The sequence below is a fragment of the Trichocoleus desertorum AS-A10 genome (assembly GCF_039962155.1).
Taxonomy (GTDB): Bacteria; Cyanobacteriota; Cyanobacteriia; order FACHB-46; family FACHB-46; genus Trichocoleus.
Map to the genome: position 1 here is coordinate 433,999 of NZ_JAMPKN010000001.1, position 24,770 is coordinate 458,768.

At 49.7% G+C, this 24,770-nt stretch carries 21 protein-coding genes, 4 tRNA genes and 1 riboswitch; of the genes, 7 read left to right on the top strand and 18 right to left on the bottom strand.

Annotated features, from left to right (window positions below):
- Positions 1–47: 47 nt before the first annotated feature.
- The 3 genes from NDA01_RS01925 to NDA01_RS01935 all read right to left on the bottom strand — a co-directional run bounded on the left by NDA01_RS01925 (position 48) and on the right by NDA01_RS01935 (position 3,371).
- Positions 48–1,280: a transposase gene (locus tag NDA01_RS01925; protein WP_348226670.1), complete on the bottom strand. Its 1,233-nt coding sequence runs from the start codon at positions 1,278–1,280 to the stop codon at positions 48–50.
- Between the two features lie 260 nt (positions 1,281–1,540).
- Positions 1,541–2,587: a hypothetical protein gene (locus NDA01_RS01930; protein ID WP_348226671.1), complete on the bottom strand. Its 1,047-nt coding sequence runs from the start codon at positions 2,585–2,587 to the stop codon at positions 1,541–1,543.
- Positions 2,588–2,705: 118 nt separating this feature from the next.
- A complete protein-coding gene (locus NDA01_RS01935) occupies positions 2,706–3,371 on the bottom strand; it encodes an Npun_F0813 family protein (RefSeq protein ID WP_190554630.1) in 666 nt (221 codons plus the stop codon).
- A 491-nt stretch (positions 3,372–3,862) separates the two neighbouring features.
- Between NDA01_RS01935 and NDA01_RS01940 the strand changes: the two genes are divergently transcribed.
- Positions 3,863–3,935 (top strand) — tRNA-Arg (locus NDA01_RS01940).
- A 331-nt stretch (positions 3,936–4,266) separates the two neighbouring features.
- Here the strand turns inward: NDA01_RS01940 and NDA01_RS01945 are convergent.
- The 4 genes from NDA01_RS01945 to NDA01_RS01960 form a co-directional block, all read right to left on the bottom strand.
- Positions 4,267–4,338, bottom strand: a tRNA-Thr gene (locus NDA01_RS01945).
- A 47-nt stretch (positions 4,339–4,385) separates the two neighbouring features.
- A tRNA-Tyr gene (locus tag NDA01_RS01950) sits at positions 4,386–4,467 on the bottom strand.
- A gap of 135 nt (positions 4,468–4,602) precedes the next feature.
- The gene (locus tag NDA01_RS01955; protein WP_348226672.1) at positions 4,603–5,724 is read right to left on the bottom strand and encodes a hemolysin family protein; all 1,122 of its coding nucleotides are present in this window, start codon (positions 5,722–5,724) and stop codon (positions 4,603–4,605) included.
- Positions 5,725–5,891: 167 nt separating this feature from the next.
- Positions 5,892–7,706 (bottom strand): ABC transporter ATP-binding protein, encoded by a 1,815-nt coding sequence (locus NDA01_RS01960; RefSeq protein ID WP_348226673.1) that lies wholly within the window; start codon positions 7,704–7,706, stop codon positions 5,892–5,894.
- A gap of 315 nt (positions 7,707–8,021) precedes the next feature.
- Between NDA01_RS01960 and NDA01_RS01965 the strand changes: the two genes are divergently transcribed.
- Positions 8,022–9,047 carry an SGNH/GDSL hydrolase family protein gene (locus NDA01_RS01965; protein ID WP_431193291.1) on the top strand — a complete coding sequence of 342 codons (1,026 nt, stop codon included), beginning with the start codon at positions 8,022–8,024 and terminating at the stop codon, positions 9,045–9,047.
- 62 nt (positions 9,048–9,109) lie between these two features.
- Here the strand turns inward: NDA01_RS01965 and NDA01_RS01970 are convergent, their stop codons facing one another.
- Positions 9,110–10,177, bottom strand: a complete 1,068-nt coding sequence (locus NDA01_RS01970) for a Gfo/Idh/MocA family protein (protein WP_190433877.1) — start codon at positions 10,175–10,177, stop codon at positions 9,110–9,112.
- A 220-nt stretch (positions 10,178–10,397) separates the two neighbouring features.
- Between NDA01_RS01970 and NDA01_RS01975 the strand changes: the two genes are divergently transcribed.
- Together NDA01_RS01975 and queC are read left to right on the top strand one after the other, a co-directional pair.
- Complete coding sequence (locus tag NDA01_RS01975) at positions 10,398–11,807, top strand: hypothetical protein (protein WP_348226674.1); 1,410 nt, start codon at positions 10,398–10,400, stop codon at positions 11,805–11,807.
- Positions 11,808–11,937: 130 nt separating this feature from the next.
- Entirely contained in the window at positions 11,938–12,624 is a 687-nt protein-coding gene (gene queC, locus NDA01_RS01980) for a 7-cyano-7-deazaguanine synthase QueC (protein WP_348226675.1), read from the top strand.
- Here the strand turns inward: queC and NDA01_RS01985 are convergent.
- Complete coding sequence (locus NDA01_RS01985; RefSeq protein WP_348226676.1) at positions 12,612–14,135, bottom strand: hemolysin family protein; 1,524 nt, start codon at positions 14,133–14,135, stop codon at positions 12,612–12,614. The genes queC and NDA01_RS01985 overlap by 13 nt on opposite strands.
- Before the next feature lie 39 nt (positions 14,136–14,174).
- Positions 14,175–14,867, bottom strand: a complete 693-nt coding sequence (locus NDA01_RS01990) for a hypothetical protein (RefSeq protein WP_190561529.1) — start codon at positions 14,865–14,867, stop codon at positions 14,175–14,177.
- Between the two features lie 174 nt (positions 14,868–15,041).
- Between NDA01_RS01990 and NDA01_RS01995 the strand changes: the two genes are divergently transcribed.
- A tRNA-Ile gene (locus tag NDA01_RS01995) sits at positions 15,042–15,114 on the top strand.
- Positions 15,115–15,251: 137 nt separating this feature from the next.
- Here NDA01_RS01995 and NDA01_RS02000 read toward each other — a convergent pair.
- Entirely contained in the window at positions 15,252–15,716 is a 465-nt protein-coding gene (locus tag NDA01_RS02000) for a hypothetical protein (protein ID WP_348226677.1), read from the bottom strand.
- 118 nt (positions 15,717–15,834) lie between these two features.
- Here NDA01_RS02000 and pyrE point away from each other — a divergent pair, with 118 nt between their 5' ends.
- A complete protein-coding gene (gene pyrE / locus NDA01_RS02005; RefSeq protein ID WP_348226678.1) occupies positions 15,835–16,455 on the top strand; it encodes an orotate phosphoribosyltransferase in 621 nt (206 codons plus the stop codon).
- A gap of 110 nt (positions 16,456–16,565) precedes the next feature.
- Here the strand turns inward: pyrE and thiC are convergent, their stop codons facing one another.
- Positions 16,566–17,939, bottom strand: a complete 1,374-nt coding sequence (thiC, locus tag NDA01_RS02010) for a phosphomethylpyrimidine synthase (RefSeq protein ID WP_190433867.1) — start codon at positions 17,937–17,939, stop codon at positions 16,566–16,568.
- A 6-nt stretch (positions 17,940–17,945) separates the two neighbouring features.
- Positions 17,946–18,042, bottom strand: a riboswitch (TPP riboswitch).
- 503 nt (positions 18,043–18,545) lie between these two features.
- Here thiC and NDA01_RS02015 point away from each other — a divergent pair.
- The gene (locus NDA01_RS02015) at positions 18,546–19,925 is read left to right on the top strand and encodes a S1C family serine protease (RefSeq protein ID WP_348226679.1); all 1,380 of its coding nucleotides are present in this window, start codon (positions 18,546–18,548) and stop codon (positions 19,923–19,925) included.
- 65 nt (positions 19,926–19,990) lie between these two features.
- Here the strand turns inward: NDA01_RS02015 and NDA01_RS02020 are convergent, their stop codons facing one another.
- From NDA01_RS02020 to NDA01_RS02045, 6 genes are all read right to left on the bottom strand, one after another.
- A complete protein-coding gene (locus NDA01_RS02020; protein ID WP_348226680.1) occupies positions 19,991–21,598 on the bottom strand; it encodes a peptide ligase PGM1-related protein in 1,608 nt (535 codons plus the stop codon).
- Positions 21,599–21,702: 104 nt separating this feature from the next.
- The gene (locus NDA01_RS02025; RefSeq protein WP_190561539.1) at positions 21,703–22,479 is read right to left on the bottom strand and encodes an MBL fold metallo-hydrolase; all 777 of its coding nucleotides are present in this window, start codon (positions 22,477–22,479) and stop codon (positions 21,703–21,705) included.
- Positions 22,480–22,655: 176 nt separating this feature from the next.
- Positions 22,656–23,270 (bottom strand): anthranilate synthase component II, encoded by a 615-nt coding sequence (locus NDA01_RS02030; protein WP_348226681.1) that lies wholly within the window; start codon positions 23,268–23,270, stop codon positions 22,656–22,658.
- A 67-nt stretch (positions 23,271–23,337) separates the two neighbouring features.
- A complete protein-coding gene (locus NDA01_RS02035; protein ID WP_431193292.1) occupies positions 23,338–23,835 on the bottom strand; it encodes a diacylglycerol kinase family protein in 498 nt (165 codons plus the stop codon).
- Between the two features lie 24 nt (positions 23,836–23,859).
- A complete protein-coding gene (gene ybeY / locus NDA01_RS02040; RefSeq protein WP_348226682.1) occupies positions 23,860–24,453 on the bottom strand; it encodes an rRNA maturation RNase YbeY in 594 nt (197 codons plus the stop codon).
- A gap of 43 nt (positions 24,454–24,496) precedes the next feature.
- The gene (locus NDA01_RS02045) at positions 24,497–24,718 is read right to left on the bottom strand and encodes a DUF3285 domain-containing protein (RefSeq protein WP_348226683.1); all 222 of its coding nucleotides are present in this window, start codon (positions 24,716–24,718) and stop codon (positions 24,497–24,499) included.
- Between the last annotated feature and the right edge of the window lie 52 nt (positions 24,719–24,770).

Below are 24,770 nucleotides of genomic sequence, written 5' to 3' on the forward strand. Positions count from 1 at the left end.
CAGTGGAACTAGACCGTGCCTGACTAAACGATTAACTCAGTAATCTATTAGAGCGAGTACACCTGGCCATCAATCAGCAGGCGAGTAATGCCCTTCGCTTGCAAATAGACGCTAACTTTCGGTAGCACTCTGCCATCAGGAACTTTGATGACTCGCTGATTGCGTTTAGAAAAGCGACGAGCAATTCGGTGATTGTCAAAGATGGGCAAGGTTTTCGCTTGAACATCTTCGCTAGGAATCTGTCCTAAATCTCCAAACTCCCGGAGGGGTCGAGTAATCAATTCCGCCATTCGATCTACAACTAAGTAGAAAGTTTTGGGAATCGAGGCATCCGCTAACGGCAAAACTCGTACAAACGCTTGAGTTTGAAGCTGCCCTCCCATGAAGGCATCAGCATCATCTAAATCATCGTCATCGTCGTCTTCATCCTCGTCATCAAGATCATCGAGGTCATCGTCATCGAGGTCGTCGTCGTCAAGATCATCATCGTCGTCTAAGTCAACCAACTCAGCGGCCTGCGCTTGCAGATCTGCCGACAAGCTTGCTTCTGTAAACCCTAGATTCGGCTCAGCTTCTATTGGCGCTGCCGCGACTTTTATGGGTGGCGCTTTCGTTGGTTTTTTCTCAACTTCCGGCGCAACCGAAGGAACTTCTAAAAGCTGTAGCTGCGCCTCTACTACTTCCGGTGGTTCAGAAGTAGGCTCAGACTCGTTTGCTGATATTTCATCAACAGCACCGGAACGTTTACGCTGTCGTCGCGTAATCGGTGGTGCGATCGCTGGCTTTGGCGTTGAAGTGGCAACTGCTTCTACCGTTTCCACAGGCACTACTTCTGCGGCTACTTCTGCGGCTACTTCTACAGCTTCTACCGAGATTTTAGGCTGAGCGATCGCGGCTTCACTTACCTCTATAAACTCTTCTACAGCTACTTCTACTTCTGTGGTTACTTCTACGGCTTTTACTGAAATGTCTGGTTGAGCGATCGCAGCTTCACTCACCTCTATAGGCTCTTGAACAGGCTCTTCTACAGGCGCTGTTTCAAATTCCTCAAAGGCTAGTTCCGCAGCAAATTCTGCAAAGCCTGCTTGAGGACGGGCCGCTCGCTTTTGTTGCACGAGTGCTTCATATTCATGCTCAGGCAACAGACTCTTTAAAACACGGCTAATTGTCGTGTTGCTGACTCCATAGCGCTCTGCCAGGGTCGAAGTTGTCTCTCCTGGATGCCGATACAGATGCAAGATGTTTTGTTTATCCGACTCAGACAGTTTTCTTGGAGTCATGCCACCGCTTCAGAAAGAAAAATCACTGGCTAAATTGTTTAGCCATCAACATTAAAAGAGGAAGGAATATTTTGCTCTCCAACGGAGCGCTCGCTTAGCTAGAAAAGATGCACCTTCTCGGTGCCAACCTAGCAAAGCTGAGTGTGCTGTTCATGACAGAACTAGCTTCATCTATTCTATGTCGTACCTTGACGACAGAGGGAGATAAATTCTAGATGCGATCGCCACCATTTTACGTCCGGATTGATTAGGAGCTGTGGTTAAGCTCGTCTTCGGCCTCCGGTTCGCCGCGATCGGGTAGATAAGTCATGTTCTAGCGCTGCCCCAATGCCAAATAGCACCCCGCTAAACACCCAAAATACTTCCGGCAAGCTACCTGTTTGGTAATTGGGGATGTGTTTTTGAGCATATCCGAGCCAAATATCAGCAATGTAAAGCGAGAAGGCTGCAGCTGCAATCATGCGCCAAGATTGCGAAAAACGCCCACCCCAAAACGCCAGTAGCAAAACAGTGGCAATGATCAGCAAAGCCAAGTCACTGACGACATAGAACCAGCCCAAGATAGTTTCTAAAGGAGCTAACGTCTCCTCTACGCTCGTCACCCAAGCAGGTACATCCTTCTGATCGGTTGTGGCTGGCGTTGACGAAGTGGCTGGAGCAGGCGTTGACGCTGGGGCTGCGGATTGACCTGGCTTTAGCGCAGGTGCCTTCACCGCTTTGGGTGGTGCAGCAGTTTTTGGGGCTGGGGCGGTTTGCGCGATCGCAGGCGGCATCAGGAATGATTGAGCCGTTTGGGTAGGTGCAGCGATCAGCCAAGCCAACAATCCACCAATAACTGCGATCGCGCCAACGACTATCCACTGCCAATTCTCTAAGTTCAAGCGTCTGGAGAGCACCGCTAACAGCATGCCCCAACCAAGGAAGAGATAAGTCGCTACAAAAAATAAGTCACCGGGCGACACCGTAGGATCTTGCTTCAGGCCCAGTTCCCAATAGCCCAACACCAAGTTTCCCAGAAAATAAGACAGCATCCCTAGGCCAATCCCTAGCCAGACATTGCGACCACTCACGATTTGGGGACTGCGCCAATTTCTCAGGCACAGTACCGCCGCTCCCAGATAGGCCACCTCTTCAAAAATATAAGTCCCAATGGCATACCAAGCTGGGCGCTCTTCTCCGGGTGCTGAAGTGCTGAACAGTAAGAAGAAGAGGAGGGCTAGCACAGCCCAACTCACCGCACTGAGAACAATCGTTTGGACTGACAGGAGGGATTTAGGGCTAACGGACTTATTTGAAGGGCTGCTCATGGAAGGTCAAAACCGGGTAACTGGCAATTGAATAATGGAAAGGGCAGCAATACCGAGATTGTCTGCAAGCGTCGCACATCCCTGTCGGTTATGGGGCTGTGATCAAACATTCTTAAGGCTATTGCCACAATTTCCCTACCGGAGACTGGCCCAGCCATTGCAGAAATTGACCACGGTCTCCAGCAGACATATCCTGCAAAGCCTCTAAAGCCCGCTCTGCAAACGTAGCATTACCGAAATAGGCTTTGCCAAGGCGATGCAGCTCCTGCATCAGTGTATTGAGATGATGCTCTTGCCAAGGTGGTAGTTGCAAGGCACTCACAGGGTCCATAGTCAGCAAATAATTGATTGCTTCTGGGGATTCTGCTTGGGGGAACCGCCACTGGCGCAAAACTTCCGTAATATCTTTTTGGAATAGGCCTGCTTGTCGGCTCCCTAGCAAGTCTTCAATGTCAATGTAGAGAGCTTGCAAAATTAGCAGGCCTGCTTGAGTAAAGAAAGAGGCGGTCGCATCTCCCGCAATAGCGCCCTCGCTTGCCAACTGTTCTATGCGAACTTTGCCCCAGACACTATATCGCTCTGGTTCTTCTAGCAGCACACAAGCTTTGCCACGGTTGTCAGTGAGGTCTCGCCAAAAGGCTTTTGCCTCTTCTTCTTGACTGGCATTAAAGACACTAATCAAGCGAAAGGTTTGCCCCTGATAATGGAGAATCAGAATCTGTTGATCCCGCTTGGGATGCTGAACGCTTGATATTTCAACATCCTGCCTTTTTAGAATAAACATGACGCTGCCAATTGACTCCTATCCGGGTCGGGGATGCTGTGCGGGGAATAACCGAGCAACTCTTTTGATATACAGCATGCTAGTGCAGAAATGATGGCTTACAGGCGATGCATTTCTTAGTCACGACATCCTACTATGCCAATGTCATAGCGGCCAAGGTCATAGGTGGCGATCGCGTTGCTTAACACACTACCTCAGTCAACGCTTCATTATCTGGTTTTTAGCGTACATTTACTATCAATCCGTTCTAGGTGCTACCCCATCGAGCGGTTAAGCTGCTCGACTCTAGCTTTCCCTTAAAATACAGATAAAATTTACGTGAGCTGGTGTATTTAGATCAAGCTTTGTCATGAACGATTAGCTGAGCATCTAAATTAAGGTTCACGAGTTGTCCCACGACCTAACTGTGACTCCTTCTGATACTATTACTTTAGGGCTGTCAGAAACTTGCAGTCTGATGTTGTGGCGAATGCCAAACTTGATTGTTGCTAGCTCCAGTAGCTCAGTGGATAGAGCATCTGCCTTCTAAGCAGATGGTCGTAGGTTCGAATCCTACCTGGGGCGCTTTTAGTAAAGTTCTTTGCATCTTGTACGAAAGTGCAAAAGGCCACAGTGGGCGATCGCCTTTTGCGCCTCTGATGCGGTTTTCTAGCTTAATTAGCTTGCTCACATAGCTATAAGCATCTGATACCAATTCTCTAAATTCTATTTACAGATATTCGTAGGGGCGAACGGCCGTTCGCCCCTACAGCCAATCATTTGTAGCCCGATTTTTAGGAATTGGTCTAAACCATAAAGCGAGATGCCTGCGCGACGTACAAAAAACTATCAGCCAGCAAAAAGTTGCGGCAGAAACAAATTTGCTCTGCCGCAACTTTTTGATATTTAGCTAAAGAGCCCGTGACGAGGATTGAACTCGTGACCTCACCCTTACCAAGGGTGTGCTCTACCACTGAGCCACACGGGCATTAGTAAACGCACAAGATCAAGAACTTGGTTTGTGCGTTCCGTGGATGGGCCGGGCTGGATTTGAACCAGCGTAGGCGTAGCCAGCGGATTTACAGTCCGCCCCCATTAACCACTCGGGCACCGACCCGTTCACCCACGGAAACCTATATTAACACAACGATTTGGGAAATCAAGTACTTCTTAAAAAAATTCCGTAGACTGTAGCCGAACTGGAATGCCTAGAGTTCATCGAGATGGGCGTTATTCATTCTCTGCCATTGCTCTAAGAACTAGAACGGTTGCCGGAAAGGAGACCTAGCCTTTTAGCTGCCTTAGAGCGGGCGGGAAAGTCGCTTTCGTCGTAAATTTCCCCTACCAACTGCTCCAGAATATCTTCCAAGGTTACTAAGCCTACTGTGCCGCCATACTCGTCAACCACAATGGCAATGTGAAACTGTTGTTGCAGCATCTCTTTCAGCAGGTCGGTGACTCGCTTGCTCTCAGGAATGTAAACAGGCGGGTCCATCGCTTCTGTAACTAGGCCATTATCCTGCCCTGCTTTTCGCAGTTGTTTCAACTGTTGCAGAGCCCGCTTTAGATGCACAATGCCAACAATTTCATCTTTCGACTCTTCTTGGACTGGGATGCGTGAATAGCCCGTTTCTAGGCAAAAATTCACCAAGTCTTGTAGCGTGGCTGCTTGAGAAATCGTTTGCATGTCTACTCGCGGCTTAACTACGTCTCGTGCCGTGACGCGATCGAGCATCAAAGCTTTATTGAGGAGTTGATGTTTGTGGAGATCGAGTTGACCTTTGCCGCCCAAGATCTCGATCATCAGTTGCAAATCTTGAAGTGACTCGCCTTGCTGGGCGGAACTTTCCTGGAACAAGCGCACCACGCTTTGAGCGATCGCCTCAAAAAAATAAATGATGGGCAGCAAAATCACTGAGAGCCAGTAAATAGGCCGAACGGCCAAGATGAATACTGGCATCACATTATTAATAGCGATGGATTTTGGCGTAATCTCGCCAAAAATTAGTACCAGGAAAGTGACAACAGCGGTAGCGACCCCAATCCCAGCATTCCCTAGCCAAATGGCAAATAGATTGCTGGTGAGAATTGCAGAGAAGTTGTTAACTAAGTTATTGCCCACCAGCAGGGTGGTAATAAAGCGAGCCCGCTTCTCCAGAACTAAGCGAAAAAGGCGATCGGGGTCGCCTTGCTCTTTGATCAAAGCTCGTAGCTTCAAGTTATCAAGGGCAGTAATCGCTGTTTCAGAGCCAGAAAAGCAGGCTGATAACAGCAGCATGACTACCAAAATGGCCAGGTCGAATTGCACATTCCCTAAGAGGGGACCAGGTTCGGCGATCGCCAAGGGATGAGTTGGAGCAAACAAAACAATCACAAGTTGCCCTAAGGCGAAGTATGAATCAAAGATTTTTAAAGCAAAGGTGGAGGCTATTTAGTTGATGATAACCTCCTCCTTTCTCTCCCTTTCATTAAAATGGCGCGATGAGCCTGGGCGATCGCTTCTAGCGGTTCTTGTCTAGTTTGTGCTTAACTGACCCTTGGCTAAATTAGCTCTCCGGTTTCTTGCAAGGAGTGCAAACGGCGATAAATTCCTGCTTGTTGCAGAAGTTCATCATGGCTACCCATTTCCACAATGCAGCCTTGATCGAGGACTACAATTTTGTCTGCCTCTCGCACTGTGCTCAGACGGTGAGCAATGATGATGGTGGTGCGGGTGCCGAGAATCGATCGCATAGCCAGTTGAATGGCTCGCTCCGATTCGTAGTCGAGGCTAGAGGTAGCTTCGTCAAAGACCAAGACATCTGGTTCAGCCAAGAGGGCACGGGCAATGCCTAAGCGCTGTCGCTGACCGCCAGAGAGCCGCATGCCTCGCTCTCCCACGATTGTTTTGTAACGCTGCGGTAATTGCTGGATAAATTCTTCGCACTGAGCGATGCGACAAGCTTCTTGTACTTGTTCAAAACTGGCTTGGTGATTGCCGTAAAGCAGATTGTCGAGCAAGGTGCCATTAAAAACATCTACTTCTTGATGCACGATCGCCAACCGTTTTCGGTACTGAGTCACATCCAATGTGCTGATGTTCTCCCCATCCATCAACACAGAGCCTTGGCTCGGCTCGAAGTAGCGAAAGAGCAGCTTGACCAAAGTGGATTTACCAGAACCAGAGCGACCGACTAGCGCCACGGTTTGGTAAGGCTCGATCAACAAGTTAATGTCTTGCAGCACAGGGCGATCGCGATGATAGCCAAAGGTGAGATGGGAAAACTCCACTTTGCCTGTAAATGAGTAAGCCGCATCTTGCTCGGACGGGGGCTGCAAACTGCCTGCATCAGACCCAACGGGTAACTGCATAAACTCATGGAATCGCAGCATGGAGGCATAGCGCCGCGCAAAGGTCTCGGCCAAGTTACTAATCGGTTCTAGCTCTGAGTAAGCCATGCTAGAAACGGTTAGCAGAGTGACAAAGTGCCCTAGAGAAATTTTGCCGCCCACCGTTGCCACTAGCGTAAAAGCCAGAATAAAGAACACGCAGCTTTGCACTACTAGGCGCTGCCAAGTTCCCAAACGGGTATAACCCTCGTGAATGCGGTACTCTACCACTTTTAGCTCTCGGTCTAGGCGTTGCGACTGTCGCTTTAGCTCGGTTGCTTCTGTAGCAAATGCCTTCACCGTTTTGATGTTGGTGATTACTTCTGAAGTTCGGCTTTCTGTGTTCTCCTGGTAGCGATCGAGAATTTCTTCTCGCTGAATCAGTCGTTCTAGATGAGCAAACGTGAAGCTCAGAATAAAAATAAACGAGACCAAGAAGGCGATCGCAATGCGCCACTCAATCAACCAAATGACTACAAAGATGCCCAGCACCCGAAACAACTTAGGAATTAGTTGCCCAGCGATTTCTGGGTAGCTCCAGGTATGGTTTGCTAAGCCTCTTGCCACCCGACCCGCAATGCGGCCTGGATTGTTTTCGTCATAAAACTCTAACGGCAGGGTCAGAATTTTTTCCAGCACCCCCCTAGAGTGATCGCGGCGGCTACGGAGCGCAATATCCCAATGAAACCAACTACCAATCCAGGGCTGGATGGGTGCTCGTACCACTGTAATGATGAAGATGACACCCAACAGCACTGCTAACTCTAGGAAGCGCTGGTCAGGTAGGCGCACTAAGCTGGCGACAAGCGCCACCAGATCTTGCATAAAGGGATCTAGCGGTTCCTGCGAGAGCACATTCAAAATTTGGCCGATCGCGTAGGGCACTCCAAGATCAATAATTTCGAAGGCACTGGAGGCAGTGATACTAAAGGCGGCTGTAGGCCAATAGCGACGGTAATAGCCGAGGACATCCCGGAAGGTGGCCATGACTTTTCCTAGAGAAACTGCAAAATGATTTTTCAGAGCCTTAATTTTATGAACAAGCTCTGAAAAAGTCGTACGAATAAGCTGAGCAATGATTTACTCAGCTACTTAGTCCAAAGGCTAAAAAACTGTGAGGGCAAATAAGCAGCGCGACGATGAGATGATTCACTTGAGCCTACGGATTGTAGCATGATATGTAGTATGTTGTAATCCCTAGAGGCGATCGCAACTCGTGGTCATTCAAGTAGAGATTCAGGCATCTCAGAATTTTCTGGTCTATGCTGGGTCTGTTTAAACTTGGCTCACTTACAATCATTCGTGTTGCAAATAGAACTTTCCACCGTGAACATTGCAGGACTGCTTTTGGCAGGGCTCGTGGGGCTGATCATTCTATTGGAACTTGGCTTGCGCTTACTCTTTGGCTTTGGTAAGCCCTTGATTTATCTCGCCGATCCAGACATTGGTTATCTGCTAACGCCGAACCAACAAACTCGTCGCTTTGGCAATCGCATCGCCATTAACCAATATTCCATGCGGAGTCCCGCGATCGCGCCAAGTGCTGCACCCTCCACGCTGCGAATCTTGCTCTTAGGTGATTCCGTGGCCAATGGTGGTTGGTGGACTGACCAAACCAAGATCATTTCCGAAATTTTGCAGCAGCAACTACAGTCAGACTTGCAGGGCACCCGTTGGCAGCAGGTAGAAGTGTTGAATGCTTCGGCTAACTCTTGGGGACCGCGCAATGAATTGGCTTACCTCCAACGCTTTGGCAGCTTTGAGGCTCAAGTCGTTGTGCTGTTGCTGAACACGGATGATCTGTTTGCTACAGCTCCCAGTTCACTGCAAGTGGGTAATGATATCAATTACCCAGACCGTAAACCGCCTTTAGCCTTGGCAGAAGTCTTGCGGCGCTACCTCTTTCCACCTGCGCCCAATCCAGATTTCAAAGCGAAGTTCAAAGCTGTGCAAGCAGAATCTGGCGATCGCGTGGGCTTTAACTTAACTGCGATTCAACAGATTCACAGCTTAGTCCAAAGCCAGGGCGGGCAATTATTGCTAGCTATGACACCTTTATTGAGAGAAACCACCGCCAAAGGTGGTCCCCGTGATTACGAACAAAAGGCTCGGCAGCGCTTCTTAGACTTCACTGAGCGTGAACAGATTATCTACGTTGATTTCTTACCCAGCTTTAATGCTGTAGCCCAACCAGAAACGCTCTACCGAGATCACATTCACCTCAGCCCAACCGGAAATCAACTGGTGAGTGAAACGATGCAGCGATCGCTCCAACAAACAATTCTGGACCGCTCAACTTCCCAAACTTACAGCGACCCAGAATCGTAAAAACCCGCGATCGTCTCTAGTTCTACTGCCCGTACTATGTGACTCCTCTACAGGAGTTGCAACTAAACAGGCACAGCGGAGGAGGGGGAAAGCTCTAGTTCTAACTCCTGGGTTTGCCAAACTTGACCATCTAAAGCCATTTGCTCAATCAAGCTCGCTAAACGCAAGGCTTTTAGGGCTTGCTCGCCTCCGACAGAAGGTTGGTTGCCGCCCCGGACGCAAGCAACAAAGTGCTCCAACTCAGCATGTAGCGGCTCGATATTGCTGGTGTATACCTTCTCTATTAAACCATCTTGGCGGTACAGCACCTGACCGTAATCGGTCATGTAGTCAGCGGTGGTCTGGCGGTGAATGGAAATATCGTTGCTGAGGAAATCTGCTTCGGTGAGCGAGTTTTTGCAATGGGCAGCAATTCGCCGAATTTTGCGGTGGGTGACTTTGCTAGAGGTTAAAGTTGCGACGATGCCGTTAGCAAAACCTAGTGTGGCTGTGACGTAATCGAGGTAGCCAGAGTCAGAGGCGCGACTGCCACTCGCCGTCAGCTTAGTTACTGGAGAACCTGCCAACTCAAGCAGCAAGTCGATGTCATGGATCATCAAGTCCAGCACTACGGACACGTCATTGGCGCGGTTTGAGTAAGGACTCATGCGGTGTGCTTCTAGGGCCAGCAGCTCCTCGGTTTTGAGCACCTTGCTGAGTTCTTGGAAGGCTGGGTTAAACCGCTCAATATGCCCTACTTGCAAGATGCAATGAGAGTCTGCTGCCGCATTCACTAAAGACTCAGCTTCTGCAATACTGGCCGCGATCGGCTTTTCGATCAGCACATGCACGCCTGCCTGTAAACAGGCCATGCCCACGGCATGGTGGAGTCGGGTGGGCACAGCCACACAAACTGCATCTACGTGCTGGAGCAAGTCGTGGTAGTCCTCGAAAAACCTTACTCGGTATTTACTGGCTGTGTCTAAGCCTCGCTCCACGTTGACATCAGACACACCGATCAGTTCTACATCTTTTAGCAAACTCAAGACGCGGGTGTGATGCTGTCCCATGTTGCCAACCCCAATCACCCCCACACGAATGGGTTCTGGCTGGTTGCGTTGCGAACCGACATTCGAATGCGTCGATGACATGTTGTTCTGCACTCCTATACCTCCACCACCACAGGGATCAAGCAGATTGGCTACACTGAGCCGCCTCAAACCATCCAGATAGTAGCACAGCGGCTCTCTTTATGAAGAATTCCAAAGTTTAATCTAGGTTCCTGAAACTCAGGTAAAGTTTTGCTCAAATCGTGCTTTTCTATCGTGCATAGTAGAATTTGGCAATCCCTGGCTATCTTTAAAGGCACGAATGCACGCTTTTCTTCGGTCAAAGTGGCTGTATCCAGTGAAGCAACGCTCGCTCCTCGTAGTCTGGGCTATGTTTTTGAGCTTGCTGCCTGGAGTTGGCGCGATCGCTACTACTCATATCGCTACTACCAACCCAGTTCCGAAAGCCACTGCCACTGCCAGAGTAGAGCAACGGCAAAAGCAGGTCCGCTTAGTCCAGCCAGAAAACTACGACCTCAACCGCTACCCCGTCACCGATGCGAATGAGCGGCATTGGCGCACAGTGCTTTGGGCTATGGCGCTGAGAGAACCGCAACCAGCCCAGGTAGCCCAAGCGTTGCAGGGAATTTTGGCTCTAACCAGTCGCCCCAAGCTCTCACAGCCACAAATGCGTACCGTAGATATGGCTATGCAGGTAGGAACGCAGATGTATCTGCACTTCCCGGCTCGGTACGGTAGTTTAGAGTCGGCATTTCGCCAAACAATTGAGCGCAGCCCTGACCCGCAGTGGGTAGCAATGGCGCTATCTGCTCTGGCTCAGGGAGACTTAGCTCCAGAAGAATTGCAATCACTCAGCGATCGCGTGCGGCAACGTTTTCCTCGGTGGTCGCAGGATGTGTGGCTGCAAACTACTTTACGAGACGTGGCGGAGCGCGTTAATCCTCCTGCTATGCCGCCGTTACGAGATTTATTGCAATGGACGATCGCGTCCCAACAACCTCATCTGTATGTGCTCTGTCCTCGCGATCGCGGCTTACTCTGTCGGGCCGTTTTGAAAGATCAATCGGGGCAATTTGTGCAGCAGTCTGGTCAGCTTTGGTCGGTGCCTCTGTTGTCGCGATCGCTCCACGATTTAGCTTGGAACTTTGAACGCGGGGAAACGCCACAAGGGATTTACCGGATTGAAGGCGTGGTGCCGCAACCAGATTTTGATTTTTTCGGCGCTTATGGTCAGTTTGCTTTAGTAAAACTATTCGTGCCTTTTGAGTCAGGCGTGCGGTCGTTTCTTCCTGGTCAGAAAGGACGATTCACGGGTACGTTAGCTGCTTATCAAGCTTTACTGCCACCTGCTTGGCGTAACTATTTTCCCATTCAGCAAACTTACTGGGCTGGGAAAGCAGGGCGATCGCTGTTCCGCATTCATGGCAGTGGGGAAGCGACTAATTTCTTCAGCGGCAAGGAACGCTATCCTGCGAGTGCTGATTGGAACCCAACGATTGGTTGCTTATCTGCTTTAGAGACCTATGACGAGTCTGGTCGTCTGCGACAAGCTGATATGCCCAAGATTTTGGCTGCCCTAACCGCAACAGGCGGCAAAAACTTCTCCGGTTATATGATCGTGGTTGAGGTTCCTGATACCACGCAAATCTCCTCAACCGCAGCGATCGCCGTAGTGGTCAACGAAAGTACCAGCCCCAAGACGAGGAGATGATTTCCTTCATCTAGCCATCTGCATCTAGAGATTGCCACAACTTGTCATAACCCTCAAAAATTACTTCCGCCAGAGCTACTGATGCTGAATCATAGTTGAGATGGTTGAATGCGAGGTGCAGAGATTGACTGTGAAAGCTGTAATTTTGTTGTCGGGAGGGTTAGACTCCTCCACTGTGCTGTATCAAGCCAAAGCCGATGGCTGCGATTGTCATGCCATTTCCTTTGATTACCAACAACGACATCGCCGAGAACTGGAATCGGCTGCTGCGATCGCCCAGGTTGCAGGCGCAATCCAGCATCAGGTAGTGAGTTTTGATCTGCGTCTTTGGGGCGGCTCTGCTCTCACGGATGACAGCATTGCGGTACCGAGCGATCGCTCCTTAGTAGAGATGGCCTCTCACATTCCTGTCACCTACGTGCCTGCCCGCAACACCATTTTCTTGAGCTTTGCCCTGGCTTATGCCGAAGCTATAGAGGCAGAACGAGTTTACATCGGGGTGAACAGCCTGGATTATTCTGGCTATCCAGATTGCCGCCCCGACTATATTCAAGCTATGCAAGAAGTTTTTCGTTTAGGCACGAAGCAGGGGCGCGAAGGACAACCGATTCAAATTGTCTCACCCCTGATTGAGCTAAAAAAGACTGAAATTATCCAGTTAGGCGATCGCTTGGGAGTGCCTTGGGAAAAAACTTGGTCTTGTTACACGGGTGAAGCAGTAGCTTGTGGCATCTGCGATTCTTGCCGCTTGCGTTTAGCGGCTTTTTCCGAGCTGGGACAAGCTGATCCACTTCCTTACAAAGCTCAATTGTCTTGATCGAAACCAAACTCTTGACCGGAAGCATCTGAGTTTGGTCTATCTACCTGACGACTGGAACGGGGCGTTTCGTCTGCTGCCGTCTCTGAAGCCGCGATCGCTTCATTCAGCTCTTCCAAGAATTGCTCCGTTTCCGGTTCTTCTAACCGCCGAATCCGAATTTGGTCCAGGCGAGGGCCTTCAGCCGAGACCACAGACAACTCCAAGCCTTTGTACAGCAGCACCTCACCTTCCGTAGGAATTTTCTGCATTTGATCAATCAAAAAGCCGCCCAAGGTTTGGTAATCATCTGTGAGCGGCAAGCTCAGATTCAGAAGTTCATTTACTTCTTCGAGATCCATCTGAGCCTGGACTAAAAACGTCTGGTCTTCTAAGATTTGCACCGTTAAGTCTTCACTGCTCTCAGATTCAGGCGTTTCACCAATAATCTCAGCCACCAAATCGGTTAAGGTGACCAGACCAGAGGTACCACCAAACTCATCCACCACCATCACCATCATTTGCCGCGATCGCTGCATCATGGTCAACAGCTCGCTCAACAGCATGTACTCGGGGACAAATCGCGCCGGATGAATCCAAGGCTCAATCTTAGTTTCAGGAGTAAGCAATCCTTGAGCCATCGGTTCGGCTAATTCCTTGAAGGAAAGAATGCCGCGAATGTCATCTAAGGACTCTCCCATGACCGGATAATAAGAATGCCTGGATGCAGCGACTTCTTCTAGAACTGCTTGAAAGGTGGCATCGCAGGAAATAGCGGCAATGCTGGTTCGAGGCACCATTGCTTCTTCCGCCAAGACTTCACCAAACTCAAACACATTGTTGAGCAGTTCCCGTTCCTCAGCCTCTAACCCCGTTGACTCTGACGAAGTAGCAATGATCAGTTGCAACTCCTCTGGGGTGACTTGGTTATACCAACCTTGTCCAGTGTATTGAATCCCTACAAGCTTCAGTAGCCAACGAGTCGATTGATTGAGAACCCAGATAAAAGGATTAAAGAAGCGCGCGATCGCCAAGCTTGGTGGACCTAGAAATCGAGCAAGTTGCTCCGAATAAAGCAACGCTACCGACTTCGGACACAACTCTCCCAATACGATTTGCAGATAAGCAATCAGTAGAAAAGCCACTGGCACCGCAAAAGAATGAGCTAGCGTTTGGCGCAGGGCTACAGGGACAGGTAATTGAGTTAACCAATCTGCCATTAAAACGGCCATTGTGCTCTCACCAATCCAACCTAAGGCCAAGCTAGACAACGTAATGCCGAGTTGGGTAGTGGAGAGTAGGCGATCGATACTTCTTTGCAGATCCTGGACCGTCTTAGCCTGCACATCCCCTGCACCTACCAGTTGATTGATGCGCGATCTCCGGACAGAGACAATCGAAAACTCAGCCGTAACAAAAAAGCCATTAATCGCAATTAGCAACAAAACTGCCAACAAGCGTAGCAGGGCCTCTCGCCCTGTGACAGGTAGGGGATTACTCGTCGCCAGCGCAAAGACAATAGGGGCAATCATCTGTAAAACCGGACCAACGGGCTATAGCGACTCCAAAACTTACCTGGTAATTGGAATACTAGATAGCTTCAGCTGTAGTTTTTGCTCTGGGTAGTCAGTTAAAGTCATCGAGAGCTTGTCAGCTCCGTCTAACAAAGACATGGGGACACTTACAGTACCAGAAAATGGACCACTAGCGGGTGGTAACTCTTCTGGCAACCCTTCAGCGGTAGCACTCAAAGCTCGTCCCCGCTGATCCGTTATATTCAAAAAGCTGTAAAGAAACCGCACGTTTTGCTTGCCCTCGTTCCGCATCTTGACGTTTAGCAGCAAAGAACCACCTTGTTTCTGTACGGTATCGACTTCTAAGCTGACATCTTGATCTCGACCCACAACTGGGAATCCAGGCTGGGCGATCGCAGTCTTAGAGCCTGAATCAGAGCTAGCTCCATCACTCAACGCTTTACTGCGGTCTTTGTTAGCAGGGGCATCCTCCGCCTTATCCTTGCCCTCAATGCGACCTTTAACCCGTTTCAAGATGTCTTCTTCTTTGAGAATCATCACCTCTTCCCGGCGCAGTGGCTTATTTTTATCTCGACCCACCAACTTGCTTGTTGGTCGGACATCGGGTTGAGTAATTCCCCTGAGGGCTTGACGACCAAGCGCAAATCCCCAAGCAGCACTAACTAAGCCTGCTCCAAACATCAAAGTTAGCAGAACTAAGGTAAGTGCCACATTTGCATTTAATTTCATTGCTAATGATGGGGGTATGTGATTACAAGATGGATGCCACTGAAAAAATACGTTAGAAGAAGTAAAACAAGATGCGAATTGAGAGAAAGATTATTTCATAACATAATATGGATAGAAGATACCAAAGGCTTCGGTACAGAAGGTTAGGTATCAGGATACAATCAAAAAGCTTAACCAGGGTTGGCCGAGCGGTTGAGGCAGCGAACTCATAATTCGCGATAGGCAGGTTCGACCCCTGCACCCTGGATTAATAAATCCTATTTCTAAACCCACTGCAACTGCTTGGGTATGGATTTCTAATGGGTTGAGGTTGCAGCCTTTCAGAGGAAGATTCAGCATCAACGTCTGTGTCATTGCCGAATCTCCCTTGCCAAACCCTATAGCTTAGCGAGGAGGCAGTGTTTCAAACTGCAACTCGCCACCCTGAGGAAGAGCATCAGAAGTCAGGCGGTTGACGTAGATAGTCGGGTTGACCAGTACCGATGTAGTGTACGGATTTGGTAAGTCTGGAGTGCGAATCAAAGGGCCGTCAGAAGCTTGTTGCTCTAACGCATCCCGATACAGAATATTAACGAGTCGGGCGTCCCGGGCAATCCGATTTTCGGCAAAAGAGTTACGAACAATTGACCCTTGACCTAGAATCGTATTCGTCTGGTTGAGTAATCCTTGCTCTCTAAAAAAGTTACCTGAATTGGTGTAAAGAACTCGATTAAAAGCATCGTTAAGCTTTTCTGTGCTAATGCGATCGCTAACTGTTACCTGCTCTTGCGCCACTGCGGCAGAGGTAAAGACTGTGGACGCTGTAGCAAGCACTAATAGACTAACTAGACCTTTAAACCTCATACCCATAGCACTACTCCTCAATTTTTCGGTTAAATACTAACTCACCCTTGAGTTTAAGATCATTAGCTACAGACCTTGGTGATCTGCTGCATCTTACGGTTCTTCAACTTTACCTGCTCATACCATGACTGACGGAATTTTAGTGCAAACTCGCGAGTTTTCTTCACTAGTCACTGCTGATTTACCCCAAGTGCGTCAGCAGTTGTTAGACATCCTATGTGAAGTTGCTTACAAAGAAGGCAATTTCACCCTTTCTTCAGGGCAGCAGAGTTCTTATTACATCAATGGCAAGCAGGTGACGCTTCACCCTTATGGAGCGGTTGGCGTGGGTCGAATTTTACTTTCATTGCTCCCAGAGGATACCCAAGCTGTCGCTGGATTAACGCTAGGAGCAGACCCAATTGTGACCGCAGTGAGTGTGGTCGCAGCCTACGAGGGACGGGCGATCGCGCCGCTGATTATTCGTAAGGAGGCCAAAGGGCATGGCACTCAAGCTTATATTGAAGGCTTAACCCTACCTGCTAATAGTTCTGTCGTAGTTTTAGAAGATGTAGTGACGACGGGTGGCTCGGCCATGAAAGCTGTGGAGCGGCTACGTGATGCGGGCTATGTCGTTGAAGAAGTAATCTCTCTGGTCGATCGCCAGCAGGGGGGAGGGGAGCTATACGAGCGCGAAGGCTTAAAGTTCCAGGCGGTATTTACAATCCAAGACCTCCAAGTCCACTGGAAACAATTGCAGGCATAACCGTAGGGGTGCTCCTTGTAGGTACCCTCTTCACATCAATATTGCTGCAAAGAAAAAGGGCAGGCACGAGACCTGCCCCTACGTGAGACGTAATGTATTGAACAGGCTAATTAGCCTTGAGTCACGGGTTCTTTGGCGAGAAACTTCTCTAGCTCGGTGAGCGCGTCCGCATCGACCTTGGTCTGCATGGGGCAGAACTTAGGCCCACACATGGAGCAGAACTCAGCAGTTTTGTAAATGTCGGCGGGGAGAGTTTCGTCGTGGTACTCTTTGGCTCGCTCGGGGTCAAGCGACAACTCGAACTGGCGGTTCCAGTCGAAGTTGTAGCGAGCTTTAGAGAGTTCATCGTCGCGATCGCGGGCACCTGGACGATGACGAGCAATATCCGCTGCGTGCGCTGCAATTTTGTAAGCAATCAAGCCATTCCGCACATCTTCAGCGTTGGGCAAGCCCAAATGCTCTTTGGGGGTGACGTAGCAAAGCATGGCTGTGCCGTACCAACCCGCCATTGCGGCTCCAATTGCGGAGGTGATGTGGTCGTAACCAGGGGCAATATCGGTAACGAGAGGGCCAAGTACATAGAAGGGCGCTTCTGAGCACTCTTCCATTTGTTTGCGGACGTTGAACTCGATTTGATCCATCGGTACGTGACCAGGACCTTCTACCATCACCTGGACATCATGCTCCCAAGCTTTCCGAGTCAGTTGGCCTAGGGTTTTGAGCTCAGCTAGCTGTGCTTCATCGGAGGCATCGTGGGCGCAACCGGGACGCAGCGAGTCGCCCAAGCTAAAGGAGACATCGTATCGCTTGAAGATCTCAATGATGTCGTCGAAGTGGGTGTAGAGGGGATTCTGCTTGTGGTGCGCCAACATCCACCGAGCCAAGATACCGCCACCGCGCGACACAATTCCCGTAATCCGATTTCTCACCAAAGGCAAGTGCTCAATCAGAATTCCGGCGTGAATCGTCATGTAGTCCACACCCTGCTGGGCGTGCTTCTCGATGATGTGCAGGAAATCATCGGGGGTGAGCTGCTCAATATTGCCGTGGACCGATTCCAATGCTTGGTAGATGGGAACGGTACCAATGGGTACGGGCGAAGCATTGATAATGGCGGTGCGAATCTGATCTAAGTTGCCGCCTCCGGTGGACAAGTCCATGACGGTATCAGCGCCATATTTCACTGCTAGGTGCAGCTTGGCAACTTCTTCGTCCATGTTGGAGGAGTTGGGCGATGCACCAATATTGGCGTTGACTTTGCACTTGGAGGCAATGCCGATCGCCATTGGTTCGAGGTTGGTGTGGTTGATGTTCGCCGGAATAATCATCCGACCCCGTGCCACTTCATCCCGAATTAGGTCTGCTGGAAGATTTTCGCGCTGGGCGACGTAGTTCATTTCTTCCGTGATCATTCCCTGACGGGCAAAGTGCATTTGAGACACATTGCTCTGCCCGCGACGCTTCGCGACCCATTCTGTCCGCATATTAAGTTCCTCGATAAACAGCTTCCCTCCGCTGGTATTACCCAGGTTCAGGTTCTAAGGGTCTGATCTCAGCCTGTCGCTCCAGGCACCCCTAGCTTGGTTAACGATTGTATCACCTGGGTCTGGGACGGATCGCCGAGTTCTCAAATCTACGAAAACCTCAGTGTTTTGTAATCAAGTGCGATCGCCACTCATTTTTTGTCAACCTATTTTGGTTGAGCCTCTACGGCTTATTTGAGGTTAAGTATAATCTTTTACTAAATTTATTTTTGGCATGTTGTATAAAGCGGTAGTCATCTCTACCTACGGGTAGATGATTTCGTGAAAGCTGTGAGATCAAAAACATAAATATTTGTTATTCTCAGTACATTCCAGATTTTCTAAGTGTAAAAAGTTTTGGAATCGCTCTAGACCTCTAGCGCGATCGCGACCCTCATAGCGTCTATTTGCCCTCGGCCCCTGAAAGCCACTTCTGCGTGATTGCTACCCCCTGAAACCGCATGAAGTGATATTTGCTTTTTAGTCGTTGCAACCGAGAGCGGATCAGTACCAGAGTCAGCGCGATCGCTAGAGGACAACTCCAGCTACCTGTAAGCCAAAATCACAATGAAGAAAGGACTTTGGAGCCTGCTACTTGCGCTACTCCTACTTTGGTCATTTTCGTTACCAACCTTTGCATCTCCAACTGCGGTGCTGAGTCAAGCTCAAGGCAGCACCTCTGAGAGTCTTGCTCAGAGCAATTGTCCTAGACAGCTCCAAAGTCCGATCGCTTCAGAACCATTGGCAGCAGCTATTAGCATCAATCCTGAAGTTTTGCCTCGCATTGGCGTAGCTCGAATTCGCTCTGGCATTCTCCCCGGTGTTGTCATTGGGGGACATCACGAAGGCGTTCTCAAAATTCTGCAACAACGCTATACCGCTTCTGGGCAGTTGGATGAACAGCTAGAAGATGCAGCTTTACAAGCGATCGAGGATGAACTGGTGGATGCTGGCTACAACGTGGGTAGATCAGAGCAGCATTCGGTGTTTGATGAGCAACTGATGGAGGAGTCTGAACCAGTTAGATTTCTGGTGGGTGGCAAGATTACCAAAGTAGAACTGAATTCTTACAGTTCTTTCTTCAACAGTAGAACGGCAGACCAAAGAACGATTCAGTGGGAAATCTTCGATCGCGACACCAACAAAGTGATTGTGCGACAGGCAACCACAGGTCAAGCTGAAGCTGAGGGCATTGATAATCCTGCGGCCACCTATGAAGCAATTCGAGCCAGCTTTAAGACCCTCCTCGCTCAACCCAGTTTCACAACCTCACTCCAGCAGGCTGTGGGACGAGATTTAGCCCCAACTTCCGCCAAAACTTACCAAATTGCGGCTCTGCCTAGCTCGCAACTACCGCTTTCTACAGAGCAAATTGCTAGCCATACAATTCCTTCTGTGGTTTGGATTCGCACGCCAACGGGACGCGGTACAGGTTTTGTGATTGACTCATCGGGTTTGATTTTGACCAATCAACATGTCGTAGGTTCCTCGTTCTCAGTCAAAGTAAAGCTGTACGATGGCTCCACCCAAACGGGACGAGTGCTGAAGCGCAACGCAGCCTTTGATGTCGCGTTGGTTAAACTTGAAGGGGACGTTAGCCATATTCCCGCCTTGCCGATCGCCGATCTTAGTGCGGTCAAGGTAGGGGAGGAAGTAGTGGCGATCGGCAATCCTATCGCTTATTCCAACACCGTTACCAAAGGCATTGTTAGTGGCATTCGGACTATCGGTAGCCGAGACCTGATTCAAACCGATGTTGCTATCAACCCTGGCAACAGTGGCGGTCCGCTCCTCAACCAACAGGGAGCGGTGATCGGGATTGTGACCGAAAAAATGGTGAGTCGAGGCATTGAAGGACTAGGCTTTGCCCTCCCGATCAGCGAATCCTTGCAGAATTTAGATGTGTTTGTGAAACCATCGAGATCTGTAGGTTCTATGGCGATGTAGGGGCTGTGGCTGAGTAATCTAGCTGAGCGCGATCGCTGCCCTATCGCTACCCTATGGCTGCCTTTTTATCGCTGCCAAGTGATCGGCACGTGAGGTTGAGAGGGCCAATTGGCAGAGGGTCTGGTTTGGGTTTCTTCGTCTAAAACTTTGACCACTCGGTTGTAGATGTCTTCGGCTTGCTGAAGCGAGTTGCCGATGCTGGTGACTCCCACTTTGCCAAACTCAGACAACGCTCCCATGAGGTGGAATACAGTTCCCGTTTCGGTGCTGCTGTCAAAGTGCAGCTGATGGTGAGCGATGATGTCCATCAGGTCGTTGGGGAGCAACCCACGATAGCGTTCTTTTTGCAGGTTGTCGGTGGCCATGTAATACTTAGGTCGCCCTTGTTGGCTGTAGAACAAGCCACTAGAGAGGTCATAACGACCGTTGGTAAGAAACTTGAGGGTCATGAAAGGGTGAGTCGTTCCCCCTTTACGCAGATTGATCTCGATCGCCTGCAAATCCCATTGGGTTTGTTCGGTTTTGGGGTCGTGATGTGGCACCGCGAGAAAATCAACCCCGAATCGTTCTAGAACCCCTTTGGCCGCTAGATTCTTGCCTACTTGCCGTCCTAACTCTTGCAGTTTTAAGCGGTAAGACTCATCGGCGGGAAAGCTGCAACCTAGATAAATTTGTCCATCAGGGCCACCGAGAATTTGGTCATGGGTCGAGAGAATTTCCACCTCGCCCGTGGGAGTAATGCGACCTTGTACGCTGGGCGATCGCTTTTCCTCTCCTTCAATAAATGCTTCAGCGATCGCTCCTAGTTCTGGAATGCGGCTACTAAAGTTGCTCCAGACTTCAGACTTTGCTTGAAAGCTCATGCCCTCAAAGCGATCGCGGATAGCACTCACTCTTTCGGCGTGAGTTGCCTGTCCCGGAGCCAAGCTAAGAATGGGACGGAGATCTAGCAGGGCATTGCCTTCACCTGAAAAACCCTCATTCAGCTTGATTACCATCCGCTTTAAGAGAGGTTGGCGCTCCCACAACTCTGCCGCCACCGCGGCTAGTTCATCCACGCTCCGTACTAACTTGCTGCCATCTGGGCAAGGAACCCCAGATTCCGCAAAGATTTGGCGGCTGCCGCTTTTTGTCCCCCAGTACAACAAATCTGGATCAAGGGCATACAGGGGTACATTAAGCTGACAAGACAAATCCCGCTCCAAGGGGCTGGAGTTGTAGCAGATCATAAAGGTCTTGTCGGGCCGCAACGCCTGCCGAATCCGCTCCATCAAGCGCGGACGCTCCAAAATCTTCTGAGTCAGCGAAGTGGACGCAGAATCGTAGGTCGAAAACAGCAACAGGCGATCGCGAGCATGGGAGAAGGGAATCCCAGGCAGCAGTTGTAGATAGTAATCAATAATGCTGGGATGCAGCGGCTGCGACGTGACATAGATCAAACGAGTCCGGGGGTTACGCAGCCGAATTAGTGAGAACAACAACCGCTCTTCGTAGTGGTGTACCCCTTGAATCTTTAGCAACTCTCGCTGATCTAAGCTGAGGGAGGGAATGACAATAATATCCGCATCGCTGGGATCAAACGATTCTATCGCCTGCCAGCGATCGGACAACAAAGCCTGTAGATGACGAAACTGCTCTGCCTGCTCGGAGGAGGAAAAATCAAGAGTTTGCATGAGCTTCTAAGGCTTGCCCTGCCTCAGCGATTCTTACACCTGCGATTTTAGCTGGATAAGGCAAATTACACCTCTATCAATCGACTGGCAGAAGTGATGAAACGCTAAAATTTATAGCTCAGAACCCGGACGACAGAACCTTCTGGGGGCAGATCACCCGGTTTGATGGTGATGGCATCATTTTGCACTTGGCGAATATTAGCGCCCTCCATCAAGGCCAGAAACTCATCTACAGAAGTTAAGTCGCAGCTTGCGCCATCGGCAGCAGCCGTACGGTAATGAGTCGGAATAATTACCTTCGGATTCAAAATCTGCACTGCCTGCTTAGCTTCCTGTGGATTGTAAGCTTTAGGGCCACCCCCGACTGGAATCAGCAACACATCAGGCCGACCCATCAGAATTTTTTGCTCAATGGAAATGGGAGCCGCTGCTCCACCAAGATGCATAACAGTGATGCCGCCTTGCTGCCAGCGCCAAGCCACATTAGTACCAAAGCGCTTTCCTCCCCGGCGATCGTGGTCAATGCTAATGCCCTGGAGCTGAAGACCCGCTACCTGATAAGCCCCTGGTTGATACAACAGCTTGGGGTTACCGGAAAGTTCCTCAACGGCTCCTTCATCCAAAAGTTGACTGCTGATCAACACTAAATCCGCACTCACTTTTGGGCTGCGATAGCCTGCTGTGCAACCTAGTTGTCGAAACGGATTAGTCAGGATGCGCTGGCCGCTACCTGTAAATAAAAATGCGGTATGCCCTAGCCACTTAATTGACAAGCCATTGCTGGTTTGGGCTTGATAAGCTTCAAAACCAGAAGCTAAACCCAGGCCTCCAGCAGCCAACAAACCCGCCTGCGCGTAGCGCATGAACTGTCGCCGTTTCATCTTTCTCCTCACGTCCCCTGTGTGTGCATCTAAATCGCCAATTTGCAATTAGTTAATAGCTGTTAGCGATTCGTGGGTAAGCTTAGCGCCATCGCTGGAGCAGGATTAAGGATTAGTGCTCCTCAATTCGCCTCCGTAAATAGGCTACAAGATTTTCTGGCCTTAACTGCTAAGCGTTAGTGGCTAAGCGCTAATTGGCGATCGCCAACCGACAACAGAAAGTTCCGCAATAACTGCTTACCCGAATTAGTCAGAATACTCTCTGGATGAAACTGGACGCCCTCGATGTGAGGATAGTTCCGATGTCGCACCCCCATAATCGTGCCGTCATCCACCCAGGCTGTGACTTCTAGCGTGTCTGGGCAGGTTTGTGGCTCAATCACCAAGCTATGATATCGGGTTGCCGTCAAGGGATTTTCTAAGTCCCGAAAAACTCCTAGCCCTATGTGATGAACTTGCGAGGTTTTGCCGTGCATCAACTCTGGAGCGCGGACAATATTGCCGCCAAACACTTGACCAATACTTTGATGGCCTAAGCAAACTCCCAAAATAGGTAGGGTGGGGCCTAACTGACGAATCAGCTCTAGCGAAACGCCTGCATCCTCTGGGCGACCTGGCCCTGGAGAAATCACCACTGCATCAGGTTGGAGTTGCTGCACTTGCTCTAGGGAAATTTTGTCGTTGCGATAGACTTGGACTTCAGCCGCGACAGGTAATTCGGCACCAAGTTCACCTAGGTACTGCACCAAGTTGTAGGTAAAACTGTCGTAGTTATCAATAACAAGAATCAAGATTGACTCCTAGGAGTAAGAACTAGGGATGCATTAGCTAACCAACTGCCGCTGGTTTTGCCGATCTCTAGCGTAAAGTAGATTGCAGCAAGGTTAGGAGTGGCGGCAACAGCAGGGAACTTGCGACCAAAATGGCAGCGATCGCCGAAATCAGTACTGCACCTGCCGCACAGTCTTTGGCAATTTTAGCGAGTTCATGGTAGGACTGCTTCACCGTTAGGTCAACCACTGACTCTAGGGCTGTATTGAGCAGTTCCATCGCCAGTACAGCTCCGATCGTCAAGCTAATGATTGACATCTCTACTGCACTCAGCCGTAAAAAAGCACCCAAGCCGATCGCTAGACTGCCGACGATGACATGGATTCTAAAGTTGCGTTGGGTGCGGAAGGCGTAGCTCAAACCCGCCCAAGCATATTTGAAACTAATCCACAAATTAGCAGCAACCCGCCAGGATAGATCCCGATTCGGTTTGGCAATTACCTTATCACTCACTTTGTTAGAGGTTTGAGTTGAGAGATCTGGGGACATAGGCAGGGAAGCACAGGTGTTAGTGGAGTTGGGCAACAGGCTCTCCTTTGGAGTAGCAGTCTATCCTGTTCTAGTAGCAAAACCAACCACTTGCAACAGAGTTTCTTGCTGACTTAACATTCGCACCAAACTGTCATCGTCAGGATGGTCCCAGCCTAAGAGATGCAATAAGCCATGAGCGGCTAGCCACGCTAACTCGTAAGTCACCTCATGCCCTTGTTGTTCTGCTTGGCGCTGAGCAGTATCTACAGAAATTACAATGTCTCCTAGATACAGAGGTAGCGATCGCATCTCCTCCGACTGCGGGCTGTCTACTTCTAGGGCGGCAAATGCTAGCACATCGGTTGGCCGATCGATTTGGCGATACTGAGCATTCAGAGTTTGGATTTCAGCATCATCAGTCAATCTCAAACTCAATTCATAAGCTTGGTCTAGCTCCAGCGGAATTTGATCTGCTTGATCTACCTGACTCAAAGCTTCCAGCCAACTCTGAAACCAAATGTCCCACTTTTCAATCGCAATGGGGCTATTGGCGATCGCCCCAGTTTGATTCGCTTCTGGATGATCCAGTTCTGGCAATTTGGACTCTAGCTCGGCACTTTCAGGCTCAGGAGATGAGTAGAAGCAATCCTGAACACTCACTTCAACTTGCACGCTTGAGTCTCCCCATCAATCCCAATCAGTGGATAAAAATTCTTTAGCGGGTCAGATAAGCCAAACCAATCAGAACGGTGAATAAACCAACGGTGGTCAAGGTGAAGTGCCACAAGGACTTACCCCGTTTGCGCACCATGTTACGCATGGCTAATTTGACGTAACTAGGCTTCGGAGAAGTTTCCGCTTCCGGTGATGCGTTGTCAATTCCAGCATCAGTAGCGGGCGGAATACTAGGTTCGGCAGGCAAAGAATCTGAATTCATAGGGCTCGTCAAAGCAATGTGTGCCAGTTCAAGTGACTGTAAAACTAGGGGT

What these genes read in the sequence shown, in the direction of transcription:
- NDA01_RS01925 (WP_348226670.1), bottom strand. Translation starts at nt 1,280, where the DNA reads ATGACTCCAAGAAAACTGTCTGAGTCGGATAAACAAAACATCTTGCAT.
- NDA01_RS01930 (WP_348226671.1), bottom strand. Translation starts at nt 2,587, where the DNA reads ATGAGCAGCCCTTCAAATAAGTCCGTTAGCCCTAAATCCCTCCTGTCA.
- NDA01_RS01935 (WP_190554630.1), bottom strand. Translation starts at nt 3,371, where the DNA reads ATGTTTATTCTAAAAAGGCAGGATGTTGAAATATCAAGCGTTCAGCAT.
- NDA01_RS01960 (WP_348226673.1), bottom strand. Translation starts at nt 7,706, where the DNA reads ATGGCCACCTTCCGGGATGTCCTCGGCTATTACCGTCGCTATTGGCCT.
- NDA01_RS01970 (WP_190433877.1), bottom strand. Translation starts at nt 10,177, where the DNA reads ATGTCATCGACGCATTCGAATGTCGGTTCGCAACGCAACCAGCCAGAA.
- NDA01_RS01975 (WP_348226674.1), top strand. Translation starts at nt 10,398, where the DNA reads ATGCACGCTTTTCTTCGGTCAAAGTGGCTGTATCCAGTGAAGCAACGC.
- NDA01_RS01985 (WP_348226676.1), bottom strand. Translation starts at nt 14,135, where the DNA reads ATGATTGCCCCTATTGTCTTTGCGCTGGCGACGAGTAATCCCCTACCT.
- NDA01_RS01990 (WP_190561529.1), bottom strand. Translation starts at nt 14,867, where the DNA reads ATGAAATTAAATGCAAATGTGGCACTTACCTTAGTTCTGCTAACTTTG.
- NDA01_RS02000 (WP_348226677.1), bottom strand. Translation starts at nt 15,716, where the DNA reads ATGGGTATGAGGTTTAAAGGTCTAGTTAGTCTATTAGTGCTTGCTACA.
- pyrE (WP_348226678.1), top strand. Translation starts at nt 15,835, where the DNA reads ATGACTGACGGAATTTTAGTGCAAACTCGCGAGTTTTCTTCACTAGTC.
- thiC (WP_190433867.1), bottom strand. Translation starts at nt 17,939, where the DNA reads ATGCGGACAGAATGGGTCGCGAAGCGTCGCGGGCAGAGCAATGTGTCT.
- NDA01_RS02015 (WP_348226679.1), top strand. Translation starts at nt 18,546, where the DNA reads ATGAAGAAAGGACTTTGGAGCCTGCTACTTGCGCTACTCCTACTTTGG.
- NDA01_RS02020 (WP_348226680.1), bottom strand. Translation starts at nt 21,598, where the DNA reads ATGCAAACTCTTGATTTTTCCTCCTCCGAGCAGGCAGAGCAGTTTCGT.
- NDA01_RS02025 (WP_190561539.1), bottom strand. Translation starts at nt 22,479, where the DNA reads ATGAAACGGCGACAGTTCATGCGCTACGCGCAGGCGGGTTTGTTGGCT.
- NDA01_RS02045 (WP_348226683.1), bottom strand. Translation starts at nt 24,718, where the DNA reads ATGAATTCAGATTCTTTGCCTGCCGAACCTAGTATTCCGCCCGCTACT.